Raw genomic sequence first — 21,048 nt, 5'->3', positions numbered from 1 at the left:
CACCTCAACGCACAAGCGCCCCCGCCGGATTCCGGCGGGGGCGCTGTGGTGCGATCGCTACTCCTCGGTGGTCAGCCCTTGGGGAGGGCCGCCAACTGGGCTGTGATCCGGGCGATATCGGCCTCGGCGGTCGCCTGCCGGGTGCGGATCTTCTCCACGACATGGTCGGGGGCCTTGGCCAGGAAGCCCTCGTTGGACAGCTTCGCGGTCGTCTGCGCCTTGTCCTTCTCGGCCGCGGCGAGATCCTTGGCCAGCCGCTTGCGCTCGGCCTCGACGTCGATCGCGCCGGACAGGTCCAGCGCCACGGTCGCGCCCGCGACCGGCAGCGACGCGGTGGCGGTGAAGTCCTCACCGGCCGGCTGGAGGCGCAGCAGGGAGCGCATCGCGTCCTCATGGGCGGCCAGCGAGGTGCCGGACAGCTCCAGCCGGGCGGGGACTCGCTGACCGGGCTGGAGGCCCTGGTCGGCGCGGAACCGGCGGACCTCGGTGACCACCTGTTGGAGGTTCTCGATCTCCCGCTCGGCCGCCTCGTCCCGGAAGCCGCTGTCGCCCGGCCAGTCCGCGATGACGACGGACTCCTGGCCGGTCAGCGAGGTCCACAGCTTCTCGGTGACGAACGGGACCACCGGGTGCAGCAGCCGCAGCGTGACGTCCAGGACCTCGCCGAGGACGCGCCGCGCGGCGTCGGCCTCGGCGCCGCCCTTGGCGAAGGTGGTCTTGGACAGCTCGACGTACCAGTCGAAGACCTCGTCCCACGCGAAGTGGTAGAGGACGTCGGAGAGCTTGGCGAACTGGTAGTCCTCGTAGTACGCGTCGACCTCGGCGACCACCGCGTTCAGCCGGGACAGGATCCAGCGGTCGGTGGCCGACAGCCGCTCGGGGGCGGGCAGTTCGCCCTCGACCGTGGCGCCGTTCATCAGCGCGAAGCGGGTCGCGTTCCAGATCTTGTTGGCGAAGTTGCGGGACGCCTGGACCCAGTCCTCGCCGATCGGGACGTCCACGCCGGGGTTGGCGCCCCGGGCCAGGGTGAAGCGGACCGCGTCCGATCCATAGGTGTCCATCCAGTCCAGCGGATTGACCGCGTTCCCAAAGGACTTGGACATCTTCTTGCCGAACTGGTCACGGACCATGCCGTGCAGCGCGATGGTGTGGAACGGCGGGGTGCCGTCCATCGCGTACAGGCCGAACATCATCATCCGGGCGACCCAGAAGAAGAGGATGTCGTAGCCGGTGACCAGGACCGAGTTGGGATAGAACTTCTCCATGCTCTCGGTCCGCTCGGGCCACCCGAGCGTCGAGAACGGCCACAGGCCGGAGGAGAACCAGGTGTCCAGGACGTCGCTGTCCTGGTGCCAGCCCTCGCCGCTCGGCGGCTGCTCGTCCGGTCCGACGCAGACGACCTCGCCGTTCGGCCCGTACCAGACCGGGATCCGGTGGCCCCACCACAGCTGGCGCGAAATACACCAGTCGTGGAGGTTGTCGACCCAGTCGAAGTAGCGCTTCGACATGTCCTCCGGGTGGATCTTCACCCGGCCGTCGCGGACCGCGTCACCCGCGGCCTTGGCCAGCGGTCCGACCTTGACCCACCACTGCATGGACAGCCGCGGCTCGATGGTGGTCTTGCAGCGCGAGCAGTGGCCCACGGAGTGGGTGTACGGGCGCTTCTCGGCCACGATGCGGCCCTCGGCGCGCAGGGCGCCGACGACGGCGCTGCGCGCCTCCAGCCGGTCCAGGCCCTGGAAGGGGCCGTGGGCGGTGATGACCGCGTGCTCGTCCATGACGGTCAGGTTCGGCAGGCCGTGCCGCTGCCCGATCTCGAAGTCGTTCGGGTCGTGGGCCGGGGTGACCTTGACCGCGCCGGTGCCGAACGCGGGGTCGACGTGCTCGTCCGCGACGATCGGGATCCGGCGGCCGGTCAGCGGCAGCTCGATCTCGGTGCCGACCAGGTGGCGGTAGCGCTCGTCGCCGGGGTGGACGGCGACCGCGGTGTCGCCCAGCATCGTCTCGGCACGGGTCGTGGCGACGACGATGGACGCGCCCGCCCGTCGCCCGCCACCACCCTCAACCGAGGCGCTACGCGCCGCCCCTTCTTCCAGATCGCCGTACCGGATCGAGACGAGCTCGCCGTCATCGTCGTCGTACTCCACCTCGATGTCCGAGATGGCCGTAAGACAGCGCGGGCACCAGTTGATGATGCGCTCGGCGCGGTAGATCAGCTCGTCCTCGTAGAGCCGCTTGAAGATCGTCTGGACGGCCTTGGAGAGCCCCTCGTCCATGGTGAAGCGCTCGCGGTTCCAGGCCACGCCGTCGCCCAGGCGCCGCATCTGCCCGGAGATCTGCCCGCCGGACTCGCTCTTCCACTGCCAGACGCGCTCGACGAACGCCTCGCGGCCCAGGTCGTGGCGGGAGACGCCCTCCTTGGCCAGCTCGCGCTCGACCACGTTCTGCGTGGCGATACCGGCGTGGTCCATCCCCGGCTGCCAGAGCGTCTCAAAGCCCTGCATTCGCTTGCGCCGGGTGAGCGCATCGATGATCGTGTGCTCGAAGGCATGGCCGAGGTGGAGCGAGCCGGTCACATTGGGGGGCGGGATGACGATGGTGTAGGGCTCTTTGTCGCTCTTCGCGTCCGCCTCGAAGTAACCGCGCTCTACCCAGCGCTCGTACAGCGGCCCCTCTACATCGGCCGGCGCGTACTGGGTCGGCAGTTCGGGGTGGCTGTTCGGCCCGCTCGTGGGGCGCTGCGAAGAGTTCTCGGTCACGCCCGCAGTCTAAAGGGCCGCGGCCTTCCGTTACGAACCCGTTGTGGCCCCGGCGCCAAGGCCCCCGAGGGCGTCGGGAAGGATGTTTGGAACCTGTCATGCGCATAAGGAGAGGCACATGAGCCATCAGCAGCCGCCGCCGCAGCCCGGCCCCTATGGGGGCCAGCCAGGGCCGTACGGCGCCGGTCAGCCTCCCGTGCCCAATCCGTACGCGCAGCAGCCCGGTCCCTACGGACAGCCGCCGCAGCCGCCCCAGCAGGGCTACGGCTACCCCGGGCAGCCGCAGGGCAGGCCAGGCCCGTATGGACAGCCCGCGAACCCTTACGGTCAGCCGCCGCAGCCGCCCCAGCAGGCCCCCGCGCCCCAGCAGGGTCCGGGCTACTACGGCGGGCCCCAGACCCCGCCGCCCCCGGGGCCGACGGCCGGTGGCAACGGTAAGGGCAGGAAGGTGGGGCTCGCGGTCGGCGCGGTGGTGATCGTGGCGGCGCTGGGTGCGGGGGCGTTCGCGCTGTTCGGCGGCGGCAGCGGCGGCCCGTACAAGCTGACCACCCCCGACACCGTGGCCTCGGACTACGAGCGCCAGGGCTCGGGCACGGACGACAGCGATCTGTCCGCGGCGGGCCGGAAGGACCTCCAGCAGGTGCCGGTCGTCAAGGACCCGCATCTGGTGGCGGCCGACTACCAGACCTCCGGCAAGGAGATGCTGAAGTTCACCGGCGTCTGGGGCGAGGTGACCGACCCGCGGCGTGGCGCGGACCTCGCGCTGGCGGTCATCGTCAAGACGCTGCAGGACAACGGCACCGCGCAGGCCAAGGGCAGCCCCCAGACGTTCTCGCCGGACGGTTTCGACGGGGACGTCCTGAAGTGCCAGTCCATGAAGTTCACCTCGGACCAGGGATCCATGGAGGCCCCCGCGTGCGTCTGGGGCGACAAGGACACCCTGGGCGTCACGGTCATGGCGGATCCGGCGGCCGCGGTGCTCGGTGGTGGCATGTCCCTTGAGGACGCCGCCGGCATCACGGCCAAGGTGCGCAAGGACGCGCGCGTCGAGATCGACGGCTAGCCCGCGGCCGGCGCATGGCAACACAACAGCACGATTTCTAACGAGGGATACAGATGAGCTACAACCAGCCGGGCCCCTACGGCCAGCAGCCCCAACAGCCGGGTCCCTACGGACAGGGTGGAGCGGCCGGCCAGCCCGGCTACGGCTACCCGCAGCAGCCGGGTCAGCCGGGTCCCTACGGACAGCCGCAGCAGCCGCCCCAGCAGGGCTACGGCTACCCCGGGCAGCCGCAGGGCCAGCCGGGCCCCTACGGCCAGCAGCCCAACCCGTACGCCCAGCAGCAGCCGTACGGCCAGCCGGGCATGCCGGGGCCGTACCAGCCGGGCCCGGGCCAGGGCGGCGGCAAGAAGAAGGGCCTGGCGATCGCGATCGGCGCGGTGGTCGTGGTGGCCGCGGTCGTCGGCGGCGTCCTGGTGTTCAAGGGCGGGGACGACAGCGGTGGCGGCGGCGGTAAGGTCGCCGACGACGGCAAGCGGTACAAGCTCACCACCCCCGCGACGGTGGCCGGCGACTACACCAAGAGCTCTTCCGGCGGGGGCGGGCTCACCTCCTCGGACGCGGACGACTTCGAGAAGTTCGGCGTCACCAACCCCAAGACCGAGAGCGCGGAGTACAAGTCCGGCGAGGGCATGAGCGCCAAGCAGTTGCAGCTCAACGGCGTCTGGGGCGAGGTGAAGGACCCCGAGGCGGTCGTCGACGGCGCCTTCTCGAAGATCGCGCAAGAGGCCGAGAAGGACCCCTCCACCAGCAATGGGATGAAGGCCGAGCTCGTGGGCAGCCCGGAGACGGTGACGCCCAGCGGCTTCGAGAACGCCGTGATGAAGTGCCAGAACACCAAGTTCACCCCGACCGGGGACTCCGGCTCCAGCGGCATACCCACCAAGGGCTTCTCGATCCCGATCTGCATGTGGGGCGACAACAGCACGGTGGCCTATGTGGTCGTCTCCGACGCGGCCGCGGCGCTGTCCGGCAAGGGCATGTCGCTCGACGAGGCCGGTGACATCACCGCGAAGGTCCGCAACGACGCGCGCGTGGAGATCAAGTAGCCGAGCGGGCCGCGCAGTTCACAGGCCACAGCCGATCCGGAGGGGGACCCCCACAGCCATGAGCCACAACCAGCCACCGCCGCCGGGGCCCTACGGCGGCGGACCCGGCCCGTACGGGGGCGCCCAGCCCAATCCGTACGGCGGGGGGCAGCAGCGGCCCGCGGAGCCCAACCCGTACGCGCAGACGCCGGGGTACGGCTATCCGCAGGCGCAGCCCCCGCAGGGCTACGGCTACCCGCAGCAGGCGGGTCCCTACGGCCGGCCGCCCTACCCCGCGCCGCCCGCGGCCGGCGGGGGCGGCAACCGCACCAAGATCATCGCGGTGACGGTGGCCGGGCTCGTGGTGGTGGGCGCGATCGTCACCGGCGCCGTGGTGCTGTCCGGCGGCGACGACGGCCCGAAGGCGATGAAGCTGGTCACCCCCAAGACGCTCGCCGACGGCACCTACACGCTGGACAAGGGCACGGACGACCTCGACAACGAGGGCACCAGCGTGCAGGGCAGCATGCCCGAGGGCGCGACCTCGGTCCTGGCCCAGTACAAGCGGTCGGACGACGACAACTCGGGGCTCGCCTTCTCCGGTATGTACGGCGACATCAGCGACCCGGACACGGTCCGCGACGAGATGTTCAAGGGCTTCGCGGGCGGCGACGGCTCCCCCACGGTGGAGCGGAAGCGCAAGCGGTTCCGGCCGAAGGGCGCTGACGGCCCGTCGGTGGAGTGCGAGGTGGTCAAGCTCTACGACCGGATCTACGCCCCGGCCTGCGTCTGGGCCGAGGAGACGGACGCGGCGATGGTGCTCGACGTCCAAGCGGAGAACACCTCGGCGTCGGACGCCGACATGGAGTCCTTCGCCAAGGTGACCGCGGGCATCTACCAGGACACCCGCAAGCCCGCCTGAACCGCCCGTAAGGCGGCCACAGGGCGCGTACGACACGAAGAGGGCCCCGGGAGACCGGGGCCCTCTTCGTACACCCTCAGCGGGGCGGCTGCGCGTGCGGGAGCGGCTACGCGCTCTTCTCGTGCCGCTCGCCCGGCTCGGTGCCGCGGGTGCGGGGCACCAGCGTGGGGTTCACATTGGAGTGCACGACGTCCTCGGTGATGACGACGCGGGCCACGTCCTTGCGGGACGGCACCTCGTACATCGCCGACATCAGCACCTCCTCGATGATCGCGCGCAGGCCCCGGGCCCCCGTGCCGCGCAGGATCGCCTGGTCGGCGATGGCCTCCAGGGCCGGGCGGTCGAAGTCCAGCTCCACCCCGTCGAGCTCGAACAGCCGCTGGTACTGCTTCACCAGGGCGTTCCGCGGCTCGACGAGGATTTGCAGCAGCGCCTCGCGGTCGAGGTTGTGGACGGAGGTGATGACCGGGAGACGGCCGATGAACTCCGGGATCATTCCGAACTTCACCAGATCCTCGGGCATGACCTCCTGGAACTGGTCGCTCGCCTCGATCTCGCGCTTGGAGCGGATCGTGGCACCGAATCCGATGCCCTTGGCACCCGCCCGCGACTCGATGATCTTCTCCAGACCGGCGAAGGCGCCGCCCACGATGAACAGCACATTCGTGGTGTCGATCTGGATGAACTCCTGATGCGGGTGTTTCCGGCCGCCCTGCGGCGGCACCGACGCCGTGGTCCCTTCCAGGATCTTCAGCAGCGCCTGCTGAACGCCCTCGCCGGACACATCGCGGGTGATCGAGGGGTTCTCGCTCTTGCGGGCCACCTTGTCGATCTCGTCGATGTAGATGATGCCCGTCTCGGCCTTCTTGACGTCGTAGTCGGCGGCCTGGATCAGCTTGAGGAGGATGTTCTCCACGTCCTCGCCGACATAGCCCGCCTCGGTGAGCGCGGTGGCGTCGGCGATGGCGAAGGGCACGTTGAGCATCCGGGCGAGGGTCTGCGCGAGCAGCGTCTTGCCGGAGCCGGTGGGCCCGAGCAGCAGGATGTTGGACTTGGCCAACTCGATGCCGTCGTCGCGGTTGTGGCCGCCGTTCTCGCCCGCCTGGACCCGCTTGTAGTGGTTGTAGACGGCGACCGAGAGCGCCTTCTTGGCGGCCTCCTGGCCGACCACATAGCCCTCGAGGAATTCATAGATCTCGCGCGGCTTGGGGAGTTCCTCCCAGCGCACTTCGGAGGTCTCGGCGAGCTCCTCCTCGATGATCTCGTTGCAGAGATCGATGCATTCATCGCAGATGTACACACCCGGGCCCGCGATGAGCTTCTTCACCTGCTTCTGGCTCTTCCCGCAGAACGAGCACTTGAGCAGGTCGCCGCCGTCACCGATGCGTGCCACGAGGTGCTTCCCCTTCGCCTTGGATCCGCTTTGCTGCGCGGAACCGGGTGCTTGCGCTGCGCTTTCTGCTTCTTTCCCGTGGGCCGGGGCCCTCAGCCCTCTATGACGGTACCTTGCCGGGCCCCCGGTTCGGGCCCCCCTTGGAGCTACTCGGTCCAAGGGGGGTGTTTCCACCGAAGATTCAGCCGAGGCCGACCGACGTCTTACGGGTGGAGACGATCTGGTCGACAAGACCGTACGCCAGGGACTCCTCGGCCGTGAGGATCTTGTCCCGCTCGATGTCGTCACGGATCTTCTCGATGGGCGTCGTGGAGTGCTTGGCCAGCATCTCCTCGAGCTGCGCGCGCATCCGCAGGATCTCGTTGGCCGCGATCTCCAGGTCGGAGACCTGACCGCGCCCGGTCTCACTGTACGGCTGGTGGATCAGGATCCGGGCATTGGGCAGCGCCATCCGCTTGCCCGGCGTTCCGGCGGCGAGCAGCACGGCCGCGGCGGACGCCGCCTGGCCCATGCACACCGTCTGGATGTCGGGCTTGACGAACTGCATCGTGTCGTAGATGGCGGTCAGCGCGGTGAACGAGCCGCCGGGAGAGTTGATGTAGACCGAGATATCACGGTCCGGGTCCATCGACTCCAGGCACAGCAGCTGCGCCATGACGTCGTTGGCGGAGGCGTCGTCGATCTGGACGCCCAGGAAGATCACGCGCTCTTCGAAGAGCTTGGCGTACGGGTCGTACTCGCGGATGCCCTGGGAGGTGCGCTCGACGAAACGCGGAACGACATAGCGGGATTCGGCCATCGGGCCGGTGTACAGGCCGCTGCCGGGGAAGTTGCTCATCTGGGTCTTCACCATCCTGTGGCGATCTGAGGGCTGGAGGTCGGCTACGGGACGGCGGGCCTCAGGCCCCGGTGCCGCCCCCGCCCGGAACGCTGGAGGCGGACGTCATGACGTCGTCGACCAGGCCGTACTCCTTGGCCTCGTCGGCGGAGAACCAGCGGTCGCGGTCGGAGTCACGGACGATCTGCTCAACCGTCTGACCGGTGTGGAAGGCGGTCAGCTCGGCCATGCGCTTCTTGGTGTGCAGCAGTCGCTCGGCGTGGATCTTGATGTCCGAGGCGGAACCCGCCAGGCCCGCGGAGGGCTGGTGGATCAGGATCTCGGCGTTGGGGAGCGCGAAGCGCTTGCCCGGAGTGCCCGCGCTCAGCAGGAACTGGCCCATCGAAGCGGCGAGGCCCATGGCGATGGTGACCACGTCGTTCTGGATGTACTGCATGGTGTCGTAGATCGCCATGCCCGCCGAGATCGAGCCGCCCGGGGAGTTGATGTAGAGGTAAATGTCCTTTTCCGGATCGGCGGCGAGCAGGAGCAGCTGAGCCGTGATCTTGTTGGCGATGTCGTCGTCGACCGGCTGGCCGAGGAAGATGATCCGCTCACCGAGCAGCCGGTTGTAGACCTGGTCGCCGAGGCCACCGACGGTCGGCTCGCCGGCGGCGGAAGGCATCGTATTCGTCACGTATCCACCTGCTCGTCTCTGACGGCTGACTGGCCGTCTCAGCGTCTTCTTCTGGGGCGTGGGGCCTGGCCGCCGATCTGGTCGGCGGGCTCGCGAGACTCCCCTGCCTCGTATCTACGGACCCTAACGCGCTGGTCGGCGGGCGCCATCCCGCATCAGGAACTGTTCGCTCTGAGCGCATGTCCCGGCACCGGACCGGCGTCGCGGAACACGAACGGGCCCGGACGCGCGCAGACGTTCGGGCCCGTTCGTACGGGCTGTGGAGCGAACCGTAGATCAGCTCTCGGCCTTGTCCTGCTTCTCCTCGGACTCCGCGGGCGCCTCGGCGGCCTCCGCCTCGGCCGCGGCGGGCTCCTCGGCGGTCTCGGAGGTGGCCTCGACCGTCTCGCCGGTCTCGTCCTCCTCGTCGTCCAGGTCCACGGTCTCGCCCTTGTCGTCGACGACCTTGGCGGCCTCGACCACCACGGCCAGCGCCTTGCCGCGGGCGACCTCGCCGACGAGCATCGGGACCTGGCCGCCCTCGACGACGGCCTGGGCGAACTGGTCCGGGCTCATGCCGGAGGACTGCGCGCGGCGCATGAGGTGCTCGGTGAGCTCCTCCTGGCCGACGGACAGCTGCTCCTTGTTGACCAGCTCGTCGAGGACGAACTGGGTCCGGATGCCCTTCTCGGCCTGCTCCTTGAGCTCGGCTTCGAACTCCTCGGCGGTCTTGCCCTGCATCTCCAGGTACGAGTCGAGGTTCAGACCCATCTGGCCCAGCTGGTGGTGCTCGAGGTTGTGCTTACGAGTGTTGATCTCGTCCTGGAGCAGCTTCTCCGGGATCGGCACCTCGACCAGCTCCAGCAGGGCGTCCAGCACCTTCTCCTGGGCCTGGGTGGCCTGCTCGAACTTCTTCGACCGCTCCAGGCGCTCACGGCTGTCGCCGCGCAGCTCCTCGAGGGTGTCGAACTCGCTGGCCAGCTGGGCGAAGTCGTCGTCGAGCTCGGGCAGCTCACGGGCCTTGACCTCGGAGACCTTGACCGAGACCTCGGCCTCCTTGCCCTGGGCGGAGCCGCCCTTGAGCTCGGAGGTGAAGGTGGCCTCGCCGCCCGCCTCCAGGCCGGTCACGGCCTCGTCGATGCCGTCCAGCAGCTCACCCGAGCCGATGGTGTAGGTGACGCCGGTGGCGACGCCGTCCTCCAGGACCTCGCCGTCGACCTTGGCCTCGAGGTCGACCACGACGATGTCGCCGTCGGCGGCGGCTCGCTCCACCGGGCTGGTGGTGGCGAAGCGCTCCCGCAGCTGCTCGACGGACTTGTCGATGTCCTCGTCCGAGACCTCGACGGAGTCGACGGTGACCTCGATGCCTGAGTAGTCCGGGATCTCGATCGCCGGGCGGATGTCCACCTCGGCGGTGAAGGTCAGCAGCTCGTTGTCCTTGAGCTCGGTGATGTCGACCTCGGGCTGGCCGAGCGGGTTCAGCTCACCCTCGTTGACCGCGTCGGTGTAGAACTTCGGGAGCGCCTCGTTGACGGCCTCTTCCAGCACGGCGCCACGGCCGAACCGCTGGTCGATGATGCGGGCCGGGATCTTGCCCTTGCGGAACCCAGGCACCGTGACCTGCTGGTTGATCTTCTTGTACGCCGCGTCGAGGCTGGGCTTGAGCTCCTCGAAGGGCACCTCGACAGTGAGCCGAACCCGGGTCGGGTTCAGGTTCTCCACGGCGCTCTTCACGGTTCGGTCTCCTTGGGGGCTGACGTGTGGTGTTCAGCTGCGGTGCGCTGTCGCGTCGCAGCGGATTCGCGTCCGGTTAAAAAGACACAGACACGCAGCTTGCATAGTAACCGCAAGCATGACGGGCCCCACAACGCGATCTTGACGTCTGTGGATGGTCGGGGTGGCCGGATTCGAACCGACGACCTTCCGCTCCCAAAGCGGACGCGCTACCAAGCTGCGCCACACCCCGTCGGTGCGACACGTAGGGTACATGCCCGCGGACGCCCCGGCTGCCGGTTATTCGACTGGTGGGCAAGGGTGTGCGGGGAACGGCCGGGAACCGCTACGATGCATCCCGTGCCGCGATCCGGGTGATCATGCCCGGGCGGAGGTGTCCGGGCGACCGGTGCATCCGTGTACGCGGCGTGTGCGGGCGTAGCTCAATGGTAGAGCCCCAGTCTTCCAAACTGGCTACGCGGGTTCGATTCCCGTCGCCCGCTCCACGGCTTTCGGCCCGGCCCGGGGAGTTCCCCGGAGCCGGGCCGTTCGCTTTTGCGCACACTCGCGCGTCCGGGCGCGCCCGCCCCGGGACGCGGGGGCGGAGGCCCAGGGATCCGCGATCAGGGGTTGATGTCGGCGATGGCCTCGGCGGCCGAGTCGAGGAACTTCTGGATGTCCGGCGCGACATTGGACGAGGCGAGCAGGAACCCGAAGAGGATCGCGACCAGGGCCGGTCCCCACTTGACCCGGCCATTGCGGATCATGAACACCAGGATGATGCCCACCAGCAGTACCAATGACAGGGAAATGGCCACAACATCCCACCCTCGGTCGCACACGTCTCACAGGCCCCGGAAGCACGCGACCCCGCACACCCCCGCAGCCACCATCGTGCCATCAACTCCCGCCGCCCAGCAGTGGGGTGGAGCGATAAACGGTCACATGTGCACACGACACCCACCCCTCCGGTACCCGTCCGGTAACCGTTCATTCAAAGGGTTACGGGTGACACTCCCCACAACTCGGCGGGCCGCCCGGCCGGTGAATTCCGATCACCCCGGATGATCTCGGGCAGGAATTCGGAATTCACTCGGCGGTCACTCGGCAGGGTGACAAAACATCAATGAATCAGACATTCCGCCAGAGCCTCCTGCGGGGCATATGCCCCAATTAAGCGGGATGAAGGCCACCAGAACGGACAGTCTGTGCCCGGATATCGAATGATCGCATCGCTTTGTCGACCCCTCGGCCGACTTACCCGGGCCGACTATCGGCCGCGATACGAAGGCTATGAACGGAAAGCAAACTGAACGAGGTTTTACGCAATACAGGTTTCAGCGCTATCGTGCCTCAGATGTTTCACGCTGCCATGACTCCCCCACGCGCAGTGAGGTGCCGGGTGGTCTCCCCCAGTTCCTGGTGGGAGGGCCTGTGACCAACTCCCTGCGCCCGCACGGTTATCAGCGGACCCCGCTCCCCCAGGAGGCGGCGCCCACTCCCCCCTCGCCGCGGACCGAAGAACCAGGGCAGCAGGCGACCACCCCGCCAGCCGCCTCCCCCGCCGGACAGAAGCCCAAACAGCGGGACGCGTTCTTCGACAACGCGAAGTACCTCGCGATCGTGCTGGTCGCGATGGCCCACTCCTGGGAGCCGCTCACCGACAGCAGCCGCACCGCGGAAGCGCTGTACATGGTCGTGTACACCTTCCACATGCCGGCCTTCATCGTGATCTCCGGCTACTTCTCACGCAGCTTCGACATGCGGCCGGACCGGCTCAAGCGCCTGATCACCGGCATCGCGGTGCCCTATGTGCTCTTCGAGGTCGCGTACACGCTGTTCAAGCGCTGGGCGGACGACGACCCGACGTACGACTTCAGCCTGCTGGACCCCTGGTACCTCACCTGGTTCCTGGTCGCGCTGTTCGTATGGCGGCTGACCACTCCGATCTGGAAGCTGGTGCGCTGGCCGCTCCCGCTCGCGCTCGCCGTCGCCACGCTCGCGGCGGTCTCGCCCGACATCGGCGACGACCTGGACATGCAGCGACTGCTGCAGTTCCTGCCGTTCTTCATCCTCGGCCTGTGCATGAAGCCCGAGCACTTCCAGATGATCCGCCGCCGCTCGGTGCGGATCGCGTCGGTGCCGATCTTCGCGTGTGCCCTCCTGTTCGCCTACTGGGCGGCGCCGCGGATGAGCTCGGCGTGGTTCTACCACCGCGACAGCGTCCAGGAGCTGGGCGCCCCGCCGTGGACCGGCCCGGTGATGACGCTCGCCCTCTTCGGCTGCTCCGTCGTGCTCGTCAGCTGCTTCTTCGCCTGGGTGCCGCGGCGCCATATGTGGTTCACGGTGCTGGGCGCCGGAACGCTGTACGGCTATCTGCTGCACGGCTTCCTGGCCAAGGGCTCCCGGTTCTGGGGCTGGTTCGACGACTACCAGTGGCTGCACAAGCCGCTGGGGGAGATCACGGTCACGATCATCGCCGCCACCGTGGTCACCGTGCTGTGCACGCCGCCCGTCCAGCGCGCCTTCCGCTTCGCCATGGAGCCGAAGATGGCCTGGGCCTTCCGTAAGGACCCCGCCGAACAGGCCCGCAGCCGTACGACGACGGCGGCCTAGCGCGCCAACGGCCGCCAACGACGCAAAGGGCTGGACCGCGGATCCCCACGGGCCAGCCCTTTCTCGGCTCTTCCATGGCTCTTCTGCGGCTCTTCTACGGCTCTTCTACGGCTCAAGGTAGCGCCGCACGGGCCAGGCGGTCGTAGCCCAGGTGAGCGGCCCAGCGGGCCCCCTCGACGGCCCAGGCGCCCGCGAGGGCAGGGTCCCGGGGCGGGCGCGGCACAACGCGGTGAGCTTGTTCTCACTCATTCCGGTGATTTCCCTACCGGCGGACGCGAGGCGCCCTTACTGGCGGCAGATCAGCAGCAGGGCGCGGTCGTCGTTGACGTCCTTCGCGACCGTCTCGATCAGGTGCCAGGCCGCGCCGTGGAAGCCGGAGCCGACGTAGCGGTCCGCCTCGCCGGTGAGGTGGTCGATGCCCTCGCTGATGTCCCGGTCGGCGGTCTCCACGAGTCCGTCGGTGAAGAGCATCAGGACGTCACCGGGCCGCAGCGTGCCCTTGGTGGGGTCGAATTGGGCGCCGTCGTAGACGCCCAGCAGCGGGCCGTCGGCGGACTTCTCCTCCCATTTGCCGGTGCCCGCGCTCAGCTGGAGCGCGGGCAGATGTCCGGCGGAGAAGAGCTCGAAATCGCCGCTGTCGAGGTCGAGGACGAGATGGATGGAGGTCGCGAAGCCCTCGTCCCAGTCCTGGCGCAGGAGATAGCCGTTGGCGGCCGGGAGGAAGCCGTGTGGCGGCAGGGAGCCGAGGAGGCCGCCGAAGGCGCCGGAGAGCAGCAGGGCGCGCGAGGCGGCGTCCATGCCCTTGCCGGAGACATCGGTGAGGACGACCTCGAGGGTGCGGCCGCCGCCGGTGCGGGCGGCCACGACGAAGTCGCCGGAGAAGGACTGCCCGCCGGCCGGGCGCAGCGCCATCTCGCGATGCCAGCCGCGCGGCAGGTTGGGCAGCTTGCTCTGGACGCGGATGCGCTCGCGCAGGTCGAAGAGCATGGTGCCGCCGCGCCGCCAGGGCACTCCGACGCGGCTGCGGAACTGGGCGATCAGCAGGCCGAAGAAGCCGACGGCGGCGACGACCAGGATGGTGCCGGGGGTGACCCGGGAGGAGGCGTCCTCCTCGGTGTACGGGCCGAGCACGGCTGACTCCACGATCAGGGCCGTGGCGGCCGCCGCGTACAGGGCGAGCAGGCTGGCGGGGCGCAGCAGCAGCCCGCCCGCGACGATGGGCAGGACGAGGGCGGACGGGGAGCACCAGTCGGGCTGGGCGATGGTGCCTCCGGCGATGGCGGGGACGCCGAGGAGCAGCGCGGTCAGGGCGAGCCGGTCGGAGCCCTCACCCCGGAAGTAGTCCACTCCGGCTTTGCGCACGCCTGTGCGAGCCCGGTGCAGAACTCTGCGCATCCGGGCCCACGGAGTGTCCACGCCGCCAGTCATTGCATCGGGACCCTACCCACCCGTTCGGACGCGCGTCGATTCGTGGCGCGTTGAACCACCCAGCCAGGGGGGCAATCGTAAGCGAAATTCGTTCGCGTGTGCGGGAAACGGCTGCTAGGGATGGGAATATGAGGACTGAGCTGCGCGTGCTCGACCCATCGATTTGGGATGATTGGTACGGAAAACTGGCACTCGCATTCGGCGGAGTTCCCGAAGCGCCGGAGGAATCCGCGCTCTGGCGGGAGTTGACCGAATGCGAGCGCTCGATCGGCGCGTGGGACGGCGCCGACATCGTCGGCACGGCGGGGCTGTTCAGCTTCCGGCTGTCGGTCCCGGGCGGCGGGATCGTCCCGGCGGCCGGGGTCACGATGGTGAGCGTGCAGGCCACGCACCGGCGGCGCGGGGTGCTCCGGGCCATGATGCGGCGGCAGTTGGACGACATCCGCGCGGCGGGCGATGAGCCGCTGGCCGTTCTGACCGCGTCGGAACCGGACATCTACGGACGGTTCGGCTATGGCGCGGCCACGCAGAACGCCTACGCCGAGATCGACACCACTCGGGTGCGGCTGACCGTCCCCGAAGGCACCGACGACGTACGGCTGCGCGCCGTGCCCCTGGAATCCGCCGTCGAGGCGTGCGAGGCCGTCTACGCCCGGCGGGTGCGCACCCGGCCGGGCATGCTGGAGCGGATCCCCGGCTGGGAGCGGGTGCCGCTGCTGGACCCGCCGGGTGACCGCGAGGGGGCGTCCCCGCTGCGCTGTGTGCTGGCCGAGTCGGGCGGCGAGGTCAGCGGCTATGTGCGGTTCGCGGTCAAGCCCGGCTGGGATCTGGCCGGGCCGAAGGGCACGGTCGTCCTGCGCGACCTGGAGGCCCTGGACCCGGCGTCCTACGCGGCGCTGTGGCGCTTTCTCTTCGATCTCGACCTGACCTCGGTGATCGGGACCGGCCCCCGCCCGGTCGACGATCCCTGGCAGCTCCTGGTCTCGGACATCCGGCGGTGCGCCGTAAGGCTGCGCGACTCGCTGTTCGTCCGCCTGGTGGACGTGGGGGCCGCGCTCGAGGCGCGGACGTACACCACGCCCGTGGAGACCGTCCTGGAGGTCACGGACCCCTTCTGCCCCTGGAACGAGGGGCGCTGGCGGCTGAGCGGCGACGCCAAGGGCGCCTCCTGCGAGCGCACGGACGACGCCCCCGATCTCCGGCTCGGGGTGCGGGACCTGGGAGCGGCGTATCTCGGGGGCGTCCCGCTGACCGCGCTGGCGGGTGCGGGGCGCGTCCAGGAGACCCGTCAGGGCGCCCTTACGGAGGCCACGACCGCGTTCGCGACCCCGGTCGCCCCGTGGCTGCCCCACGGCTTCTGAGAGCTCAGGCGCTCTGACAGTCAGGGCACCAGAAGAGATTGCGGGCGGCGAGATCGGCGGTGCGGATCTCGCCACCACAGATGTGGCAGGGCTGTCCGGCGCGCCGGTAGACATAGACCTCGCCGCCGTGGTCGTCCACGCGCGGCGGGCGGCCCATCGCCTCGGGGGTGTGCTCGGGGCGGACCGTATCGATCCGGTTGTTCCGCACCCCGTCGCGCATCAGCGCCACCAGATCGGCCCATATCGCGTCCCATTCGGCGCGGGTCAGCGCACGGCCGGGCCGGTAGGGGTCGATCCCGTGCCGGAAGAGCACCTCGGCGCGGTAGACGTTCCCGACGCCGGAGATCACCTTCTGGTCCATGAGCAGCGCGGCCACGCTGACCCGACTGCGGGAGATCCGGGCCCAGGCCCGCTCGCCGTCGTCCGCCGGACGCAGCGGATCGGGGCCCAGCCGGTCGTGGATCACCCGCTTCTCGCCGTCGGTGATCAGCGCGCAGGCGGCCGGGCCGCGCAGATCCGCGTACCCCTCGGGGTTGGCCAGCCGCAGCCGGACGGTGTCGGTGGGCGGCGGGGCGGGGGCCGGGCCGAAGGTGTACGTACCGAAGAGCCCCAGGTGGACATGGACCCAGCCGGTGGCCGCGAAGTCCAGGAAGAGGTGCTTGCCGTGCGCCTCGGCGTGGCGCAGCGGCTGGCCGTCGATCAGCCCGGCGCCGTCGGCGAACTTCCCCTGGGGGCTGGTGGCCCGGACGGGCCGGCCGCCGAAGGTCTCGAGGTGGTCGGCGGCCAGCCGGTGGATGGTATGCCCTTCGGGCATCAGTCGCCTTGCGGGTGGTGGGCCGGGATGGGCGGCAGCTCGCCGGTGGACTCGTAACCGTTGAGCATCTCGATACGGCGGGTGTGCCGCTCCTCGCCCGAGTACGGGGTGTTCAGGAAAATCTCGACAAACTTGGTGGCCTCGTCCTGGGTGTGCATCCGGGCGCCGACGCTGACCACATTGGCGTTGTTGTGCTCACGGCCGAGGGCCGCGGTCTCCTCGCTCCAGGCCAGTACCGCGCGCACCCCCTTGACCTTGTTCGCCGCGATCTGCTCACCATTGCCGGATCCGCCGATGACGATGCCGAGGCTCCGCTGGTCGGCGGCGGTCCGCTCCGCGGCGCGCAGGCAGAACGGCGGGTAGTCGTCCTGGGCGTCGTAAAGGTGCGGGCCGCAGTCGACGGGCTCATGGCCGGCCGCCTTGAGCCACTCCACGAGGTGGTTCTTGAGTTCGAAACCGGCATGGTCGGAGCCGAGGTACACGCGCATGTACCGAGTCTGTCATGGCCGTGTGGACCTCGCCCCCCAGGGTAGGCGTCGCATAAATCCCTGTAATGCCAAAGAACCTCATGAAAACCTCAAGTAACAATCTGGATTCAAAGGTTCAACTGGCCGACCTCCTGAGATTCACTGGCGTCGCTCGTAACGCGAGAGCAAAGGAATCGAGCACATGAGCGCACAACCTGCGACCACGCCGGAGCAGCAGCGGCCCCCCGGCGACCCGGGCTCGCCCGACGGCCTCAAGGCGGGACTCAAGAACCGCCATCTTTCGATGATCGCGATCGGCGGCGTGATCGGCGCCGGCCTCTTCGTCGGCTCCAGTGCGGGTATCGCCAAGGCCGGCCCCGGCATTCTCGTCTCGTATGCGCTGGTCGGCCTCATGGTCGTCTTCGTCATGCGGATGCTCGGCGAGATGTCCGCCGCCAATCCCACCTCCGGCTCCTTCTCCGCCTACGCCGACCGGGCGCTCGGCCGCTGGGCCGGTTTCTCCATCGGCTGGCTGTACTGGTTCTTCTGGGTCGTGGTGCTGGCGGTCGAGGCCACCGCCGGCGCCAAGATCCTGGAGGGCTGGTGGCCGGCCGTCCCGCAGTGGGGCTGGGCCCTGATCGTGATGGTGGTGCTCACCGCGACTAACCTGGTCTCGGTCGGCTCCTACGGTGAGTTCGAGTTCTGGTTCGCCGGGATCAAGGTCGTGGCGATCGCCGCGTTCATCGTGGTCGGCGGGCTCGCGGTGTTCGGGCTGCTGCCGCATTCGAACAACGAGGGCGCGGGCCTGGCCCACCTCACCGACCACAGCGGCTTCCTGCCCAACGGGCCGGGCGCCATCCTCACCGGTGTGCTGCTGGTGGTCTTCTCCTTCATGGGCAGCGAGATCGTCACCCTCGCGGCCGGTGAGTCCGAGGACCCGCAGCGGGCGGTCACCAAGGCCACCAACAGCGTGATCTGGCGTATCGCGGTCTTCTACCTGGGCTCGATCTTCGTCGTGGTCACCCTGCTGCCCTGGGACTCCAAGGCGATCGCCGACAAGGGCAGCTATGTCGCGGCGCTCGACTCGGTCGGCATACCGCACGCCGGCGACATCATGAACGTCATCGTGCTGACCGCCGTGCTCTCGTGTCTGAACTCCGGCCTCTACACCGCCTCCCGCATGGCCTTCTCGCTCGGCCAGCGCGGCGACGCCCCGGCCGCCTTCGCCCGCACCAACTCCCGCGGCGTCCCGCAGGCCGCGATCCTCGGCTCGGTCGTCTTCGGCTTCGTCGCGGTGTGGTTCAACTACCAGTGGCCGGACACCGTCTTCACCTTCCTGCTGAACTCCTCGGGTGCGGTGGCGCTCTTCGTATGGCTGGTGATCTGCTTCAGCCAGCTGCGGATGCGCGGGATGATCCTTCGCGAGAACCCCGAGAAGCTGATCGTCCGGATGTGGCTCTTCCCGTATCTGACCTGGGCGACGATCGCGATGATCTCGTTCGTCCTGGTCTACATGCTCACCGACAAGGACGGGCGCGAGCAGGTGATCCTCTCCGCGCTGGTGGCCGTGCTCGTGGTGGCCATCGCCCTGGTCAAGGACCGCCTCACCGCTGGCCGCGGCCCCGCCCCGGCCGCCTCCTCGGACCCCGCCCCCAAGGAGCGGGCGGCCCCGTAGGAACCGCGCTCCGCTGATTCTGATTCCCCCGTGCCCCTGGGTGGCGGCCGATCATCGCCGCCGCCCGGGGGCACAGCCGTATCTATGGCGTGGTGGGCACAGCCGTGTCTATGGGCGCACCGGTCCCACAGGGCTCAGACGACGCGCGGAAGGACCCGCTCCGCGAAGCGCCGGACCGCGTCCAGCACCCCCATCCCCCGGTGCCCGACCCCGGGCACGATGTCGAGGGTGACGTCGATGCCCAGCTCGGTGTAGTTGTCCCGCAGCGCGGTGATGCGCTCCACGCGGGTGCGCCCGACGGCGTCGGCGCCGTCCATCCAGTTGGAGTCACCGGGGTTGTTGATCTCCCAGGTCTCGGTGTCCTCCGCCCCGACCACCATGTGCACGGGCACCTTACGGATGTCCTCGAGCCGCAGCGGGGCCCCGAAGCGCTGTTCGAACCCCTTCGTACCCAGCCACCACTCGCGGTCCGGGTCGATCAGCGTGACCCGGCCGGGCGCGCCGATGGACACTCCGCACAGCCGGTCGGGGTGCAGATACAGGAAGCGGTGCGCGAACTGCCCGCCGCCCGAGAAGCCCTGAAGCAGAAAGCGCTCGGTGTCGATGTGGAACCGCTCCCCCGCCTCGGCCACGATCGCGAGCAGCTGCTCGTCGTAGCGGATGCCGCGGTACTCGATGAACTTGAAGTTGTGCAGGTCCTCCGGGTCGTCGATGCCCGCCGGGAACATCGGCGTGAGCACGACACAGCCGTGCCGCTCGGAGAACTCAGCCATCGCGTCCCGGTACTGGGACGCGGTGCGCCCGGTGCCGTGCTGGATCACCATGAGCGGCAGCGGGGTGTCGGTGGTCTCGTGGACGGACGGGATGTGCAGGCCGTACGAGAACCGCTGATCGTGCCGGGAGGCGAACCAGGTGGTGGAGCCGGTGCGGTAGAACGCCTTGGTGGTCTTGACGCGGGGGGTGGTCACGTATCGCTTCCTTCTGCCGTCGCGGGTGCCGCCACGATCCGCAACGGTCGGCGCACGCTCAAGATGATTGCCGCCTGAGCGTCAATACCTCCGCCGATACTTTCCCGATTGCGCGGGGCGGAGAGCTTTCTCAGCGGTGCAGCGCGGAGAGCAGGTCGACGCCGAGGTTGCGCACCGCCGCCTCGTCCAGCTGGTAGTGCACCCGCGCCCCCTCCCGGTGGGTGTGCACCATTCCGGCCTCCCGCAGCTTGCGCAGATGCCGCGACATCTGCGGCGGCGTCATCTCGAACTGGGTGGCCAGCTCCGTCGTCGTCATCGACTGCCGCAGCAGCGCCCGGCACATCCGGATGCGCAGCGGCTCGTCCAGTGCCCGCAGCCCGCGCATCACCACGTCCAGGGCGGTCGGCTCCGCACCCGCCCCGTCACGCACCGGGTACTGCACCACGACCGGGTAGCCGGGATAGTGCTTGATCGCGAGATGCGGGTTGATGTGCAGCGACGGGACCAGCAGACAGGGGCTGTCGGCGAGGCTGGCCCGCGCATTGTAGAGCTTGTCGAAGACCACCCGGGGCGGGTCCTGTTCCATACGGGCGGTGGGGAATCCGGCCAGCACCGCCGCCCCGTAGCGGGAGTGTTCATGGGAGCGGACCCGGGCGTCGGCCTCCAGGGCGGGGCGCAGCCGCGTCCACTCCGCCTCGAAGACCTCCTCGGCCACGGCGGACAGGAAGGCGAGGAGGCCGTCGCGGAATCCGGTCGGATCGGCCAGCAGCCGCAGCCCCAGGGCGAACCGGCGCTCGGAGAGCTGCCGCAGCCGGGCCAGGAAGCGCTCCGGCGTCCGGCCGCCGCGCCGGGCCCCGGACCCCAGGCCGTGACCGGAGCCGGGGCCATGACCGGAGCCCAGGCCGTGACCGGACCCCGGACCGTGCCCGGACCCCGGACCGTGCCCGTTCTTGCCGACGAGCGCCTGCTCGGTCATGGTCGCGAACGTCTCCTCGTCCAGCCGCGCCACCTCCGCCAGCTCCTCCTCCAGCTCGCGCTCCGGACCCGGCGCGAGGGGCAGCAGATAGCGGGCGCGGAAGGCGCCCCACAGCGGCGCCCATCCGCCGGCCCGCTCCAGCAGCCGCTCGTCCGCGCCCTGAAGGACCGCACCCACCCAGCGCCTGCTGGCCGGATGGTGGCGTGGCCCGTCCAGCGCGTGCAGACAGGCGCACAGCTCGGCGAGCGGGGACAGACGGGTGCTGATGCGGTGCTCCGGGGCGGACCCCAGCTCGATCACGACGGGCATCCGGGCAGCGTCGGCCATTGATGCCTTCGAGTCAATCGTCTTGTACGGGCCGTCGGCGGAGGCGCA

The 21,048-nt window shown here is 69.4% G+C and carries 17 protein-coding genes and 2 tRNA genes; 7 read left to right on the top strand and 12 right to left on the bottom strand.

The annotated features are described in order from the left end of the window. Positions 1-71: 71 nt before the first annotated feature. On the bottom strand, positions 72-2,759 hold the full coding sequence (locus ACMTAK_RS32715; protein WP_413809497.1) for a valine--tRNA ligase: 2,688 nt from the start codon (positions 2,757-2,759) through the stop codon (positions 72-74). Between the two features lie 118 nt (positions 2,760-2,877). Between ACMTAK_RS32715 and ACMTAK_RS32710 the strand changes: the two genes are divergently transcribed. From ACMTAK_RS32710 to ACMTAK_RS32700, 3 genes are read left to right on the top strand one after another with little or no spacing between them, the layout of a single operon-like run. Continuing rightward, positions 2,878-3,822 (top strand): hypothetical protein, encoded by a 945-nt coding sequence (locus ACMTAK_RS32710; protein ID WP_413809496.1) that lies wholly within the window; start codon positions 2,878-2,880, stop codon positions 3,820-3,822. A gap of 53 nt (positions 3,823-3,875) precedes the next feature. Continuing rightward, positions 3,876-4,868 carry a hypothetical protein gene (locus ACMTAK_RS32705; RefSeq protein WP_413809495.1) on the top strand — a complete coding sequence of 331 codons (993 nt, stop codon included), beginning with the start codon at positions 3,876-3,878 and terminating at the stop codon, positions 4,866-4,868. Between the two features lie 58 nt (positions 4,869-4,926). Then, a complete protein-coding gene (locus ACMTAK_RS32700; protein ID WP_413809494.1) occupies positions 4,927-5,769 on the top strand; it encodes a hypothetical protein in 843 nt (280 codons plus the stop codon). Between the two features lie 106 nt (positions 5,770-5,875). Here ACMTAK_RS32700 and clpX read toward each other — a convergent pair whose 3' ends face one another. The 5 genes from clpX to ACMTAK_RS32675 all read right to left on the bottom strand — a co-directional run bounded on the left by clpX (position 5,876) and on the right by ACMTAK_RS32675 (position 10,621). Beyond that, positions 5,876-7,162, bottom strand: coding sequence for an ATP-dependent Clp protease ATP-binding subunit ClpX (gene clpX, locus ACMTAK_RS32695; protein WP_020871331.1), 1,287 nt, complete (start codon positions 7,160-7,162; stop codon positions 5,876-5,878). 181 nt (positions 7,163-7,343) lie between these two features. Beyond that, positions 7,344-8,015, bottom strand: a complete 672-nt coding sequence (locus ACMTAK_RS32690) for an ATP-dependent Clp protease proteolytic subunit (RefSeq protein ID WP_413809493.1) — start codon at positions 8,013-8,015, stop codon at positions 7,344-7,346. A 46-nt stretch (positions 8,016-8,061) separates the two neighbouring features. After that, entirely contained in the window at positions 8,062-8,664 is a 603-nt protein-coding gene (locus tag ACMTAK_RS32685) for an ATP-dependent Clp protease proteolytic subunit (protein ID WP_171072767.1), read from the bottom strand. A gap of 288 nt (positions 8,665-8,952) precedes the next feature. Next, positions 8,953-10,389 carry a trigger factor gene (tig, locus tag ACMTAK_RS32680; RefSeq protein WP_413809492.1) on the bottom strand — a complete coding sequence of 479 codons (1,437 nt, stop codon included), beginning with the start codon at positions 10,387-10,389 and terminating at the stop codon, positions 8,953-8,955. A 155-nt stretch (positions 10,390-10,544) separates the two neighbouring features. After that, positions 10,545-10,621: transfer RNA gene (locus ACMTAK_RS32675), tRNA-Pro, on the bottom strand. 179 nt (positions 10,622-10,800) lie between these two features. Between ACMTAK_RS32675 and ACMTAK_RS32670 the strand changes: the two genes are divergently transcribed. Beyond that, positions 10,801-10,874, top strand: a tRNA-Gly gene (locus tag ACMTAK_RS32670). A gap of 117 nt (positions 10,875-10,991) precedes the next feature. Here ACMTAK_RS32670 and ACMTAK_RS32665 read toward each other — a convergent pair. Further along, on the bottom strand, positions 10,992-11,186 hold the full coding sequence (locus ACMTAK_RS32665; protein WP_037945927.1) for a hypothetical protein: 195 nt from the start codon (positions 11,184-11,186) through the stop codon (positions 10,992-10,994). Between the two features lie 616 nt (positions 11,187-11,802). Here ACMTAK_RS32665 and ACMTAK_RS32660 point away from each other — a divergent pair. Further along, positions 11,803-12,984, top strand: coding sequence for an acyltransferase family protein (locus tag ACMTAK_RS32660; protein ID WP_413809491.1), 1,182 nt, complete (start codon positions 11,803-11,805; stop codon positions 12,982-12,984). Between the two features lie 285 nt (positions 12,985-13,269). On the opposite strand, the gene ACMTAK_RS32655 is transcribed toward ACMTAK_RS32660, so the two are convergent. Then, positions 13,270-14,412, bottom strand: a complete 1,143-nt coding sequence (locus ACMTAK_RS32655; protein ID WP_413809490.1) for a PP2C family protein-serine/threonine phosphatase — start codon at positions 14,410-14,412, stop codon at positions 13,270-13,272. A gap of 128 nt (positions 14,413-14,540) precedes the next feature. On the opposite strand from ACMTAK_RS32655, the gene ACMTAK_RS32650 reads away from it, so the two are divergent. Then, entirely contained in the window at positions 14,541-15,773 is a 1,233-nt protein-coding gene (locus ACMTAK_RS32650; protein ID WP_413809489.1) for a GNAT family N-acetyltransferase, read from the top strand. Positions 15,774-15,777: 4 nt separating this feature from the next. Here ACMTAK_RS32650 and ACMTAK_RS32645 read toward each other — a convergent pair whose 3' ends face one another. Next, positions 15,778-16,587, bottom strand: coding sequence for an Fpg/Nei family DNA glycosylase (locus ACMTAK_RS32645; RefSeq protein ID WP_413809488.1), 810 nt, complete (start codon positions 16,585-16,587; stop codon positions 15,778-15,780). Continuing rightward, positions 16,587-17,075: a ribose-5-phosphate isomerase gene (locus ACMTAK_RS32640; protein ID WP_413809487.1), complete on the bottom strand. Its 489-nt coding sequence runs from the start codon at positions 17,073-17,075 to the stop codon at positions 16,587-16,589. Before ACMTAK_RS32640 ends, ACMTAK_RS32645 begins: the two co-directional genes overlap by 1 nt. 181 nt (positions 17,076-17,256) lie before the next feature. Between ACMTAK_RS32640 and ACMTAK_RS32635 the strand changes: the two genes are divergently transcribed. Continuing rightward, positions 17,257-18,729, top strand: a complete 1,473-nt coding sequence (locus tag ACMTAK_RS32635; RefSeq protein WP_413809486.1) for an amino acid permease — start codon at positions 17,257-17,259, stop codon at positions 18,727-18,729. A gap of 134 nt (positions 18,730-18,863) precedes the next feature. On the opposite strand, the gene ACMTAK_RS32630 is transcribed toward ACMTAK_RS32635, so the two are convergent. Both ACMTAK_RS32630 and ACMTAK_RS32625 read right to left on the bottom strand, forming a co-directional pair. After that, a complete protein-coding gene (locus ACMTAK_RS32630) occupies positions 18,864-19,697 on the bottom strand; it encodes a hydrolase (RefSeq protein ID WP_086879868.1) in 834 nt (277 codons plus the stop codon). Positions 19,698-19,827: 130 nt separating this feature from the next. Next, positions 19,828-20,982 carry a DUF5937 family protein gene (locus ACMTAK_RS32625; protein WP_413809485.1) on the bottom strand — a complete coding sequence of 385 codons (1,155 nt, stop codon included), beginning with the start codon at positions 20,980-20,982 and terminating at the stop codon, positions 19,828-19,830. Positions 20,983-21,048 lie beyond the last annotated feature (66 nt).

This window comes from Streptomyces lacaronensis (assembly GCF_047337785.1).
Lineage (GTDB): Bacteria > Actinomycetota > Actinomycetes > Streptomycetales > Streptomycetaceae > Streptomyces > Streptomyces lycopersici.
The sequence above is the reverse complement of the archived record's forward strand: the minus strand, read 5'-3'. Positions and strand labels throughout refer to the sequence as shown.

Bases quoted from the DNA above. Each gene is read 5' to 3' on its own strand.
- ACMTAK_RS32690 (WP_413809493.1), bottom strand. From the start codon at position 8,015: ATGGTGAAGACCCAGATGAGCAACTTCCCCGGCAGCGGCCTGTACACC.
- ACMTAK_RS32640 (WP_413809487.1), bottom strand. From the start codon at position 17,075: ATGCGCGTGTACCTCGGCTCCGACCATGCCGGTTTCGAACTCAAGAAC.
- ACMTAK_RS32705 (WP_413809495.1), top strand. From the start codon at position 3,876: ATGAGCTACAACCAGCCGGGCCCCTACGGCCAGCAGCCCCAACAGCCG.
- ACMTAK_RS32685 (WP_171072767.1), bottom strand. From the start codon at position 8,664: ATGCCTTCCGCCGCCGGCGAGCCGACCGTCGGTGGCCTCGGCGACCAG.
- ACMTAK_RS32645 (WP_413809488.1), bottom strand. From the start codon at position 16,587: ATGCCCGAAGGGCATACCATCCACCGGCTGGCCGCCGACCACCTCGAG.
- ACMTAK_RS32655 (WP_413809490.1), bottom strand. From the start codon at position 14,412: ATGACTGGCGGCGTGGACACTCCGTGGGCCCGGATGCGCAGAGTTCTG.
- ACMTAK_RS32625 (WP_413809485.1), bottom strand. From the start codon at position 20,982: ATGCCCGTCGTGATCGAGCTGGGGTCCGCCCCGGAGCACCGCATCAGC.
- ACMTAK_RS32700 (WP_413809494.1), top strand. From the start codon at position 4,927: ATGAGCCACAACCAGCCACCGCCGCCGGGGCCCTACGGCGGCGGACCC.
- ACMTAK_RS32650 (WP_413809489.1), top strand. From the start codon at position 14,541: ATGAGGACTGAGCTGCGCGTGCTCGACCCATCGATTTGGGATGATTGG.
- ACMTAK_RS32635 (WP_413809486.1), top strand. From the start codon at position 17,257: ATGAGCGCACAACCTGCGACCACGCCGGAGCAGCAGCGGCCCCCCGGC.
- ACMTAK_RS32710 (WP_413809496.1), top strand. From the start codon at position 2,878: ATGAGCCATCAGCAGCCGCCGCCGCAGCCCGGCCCCTATGGGGGCCAG.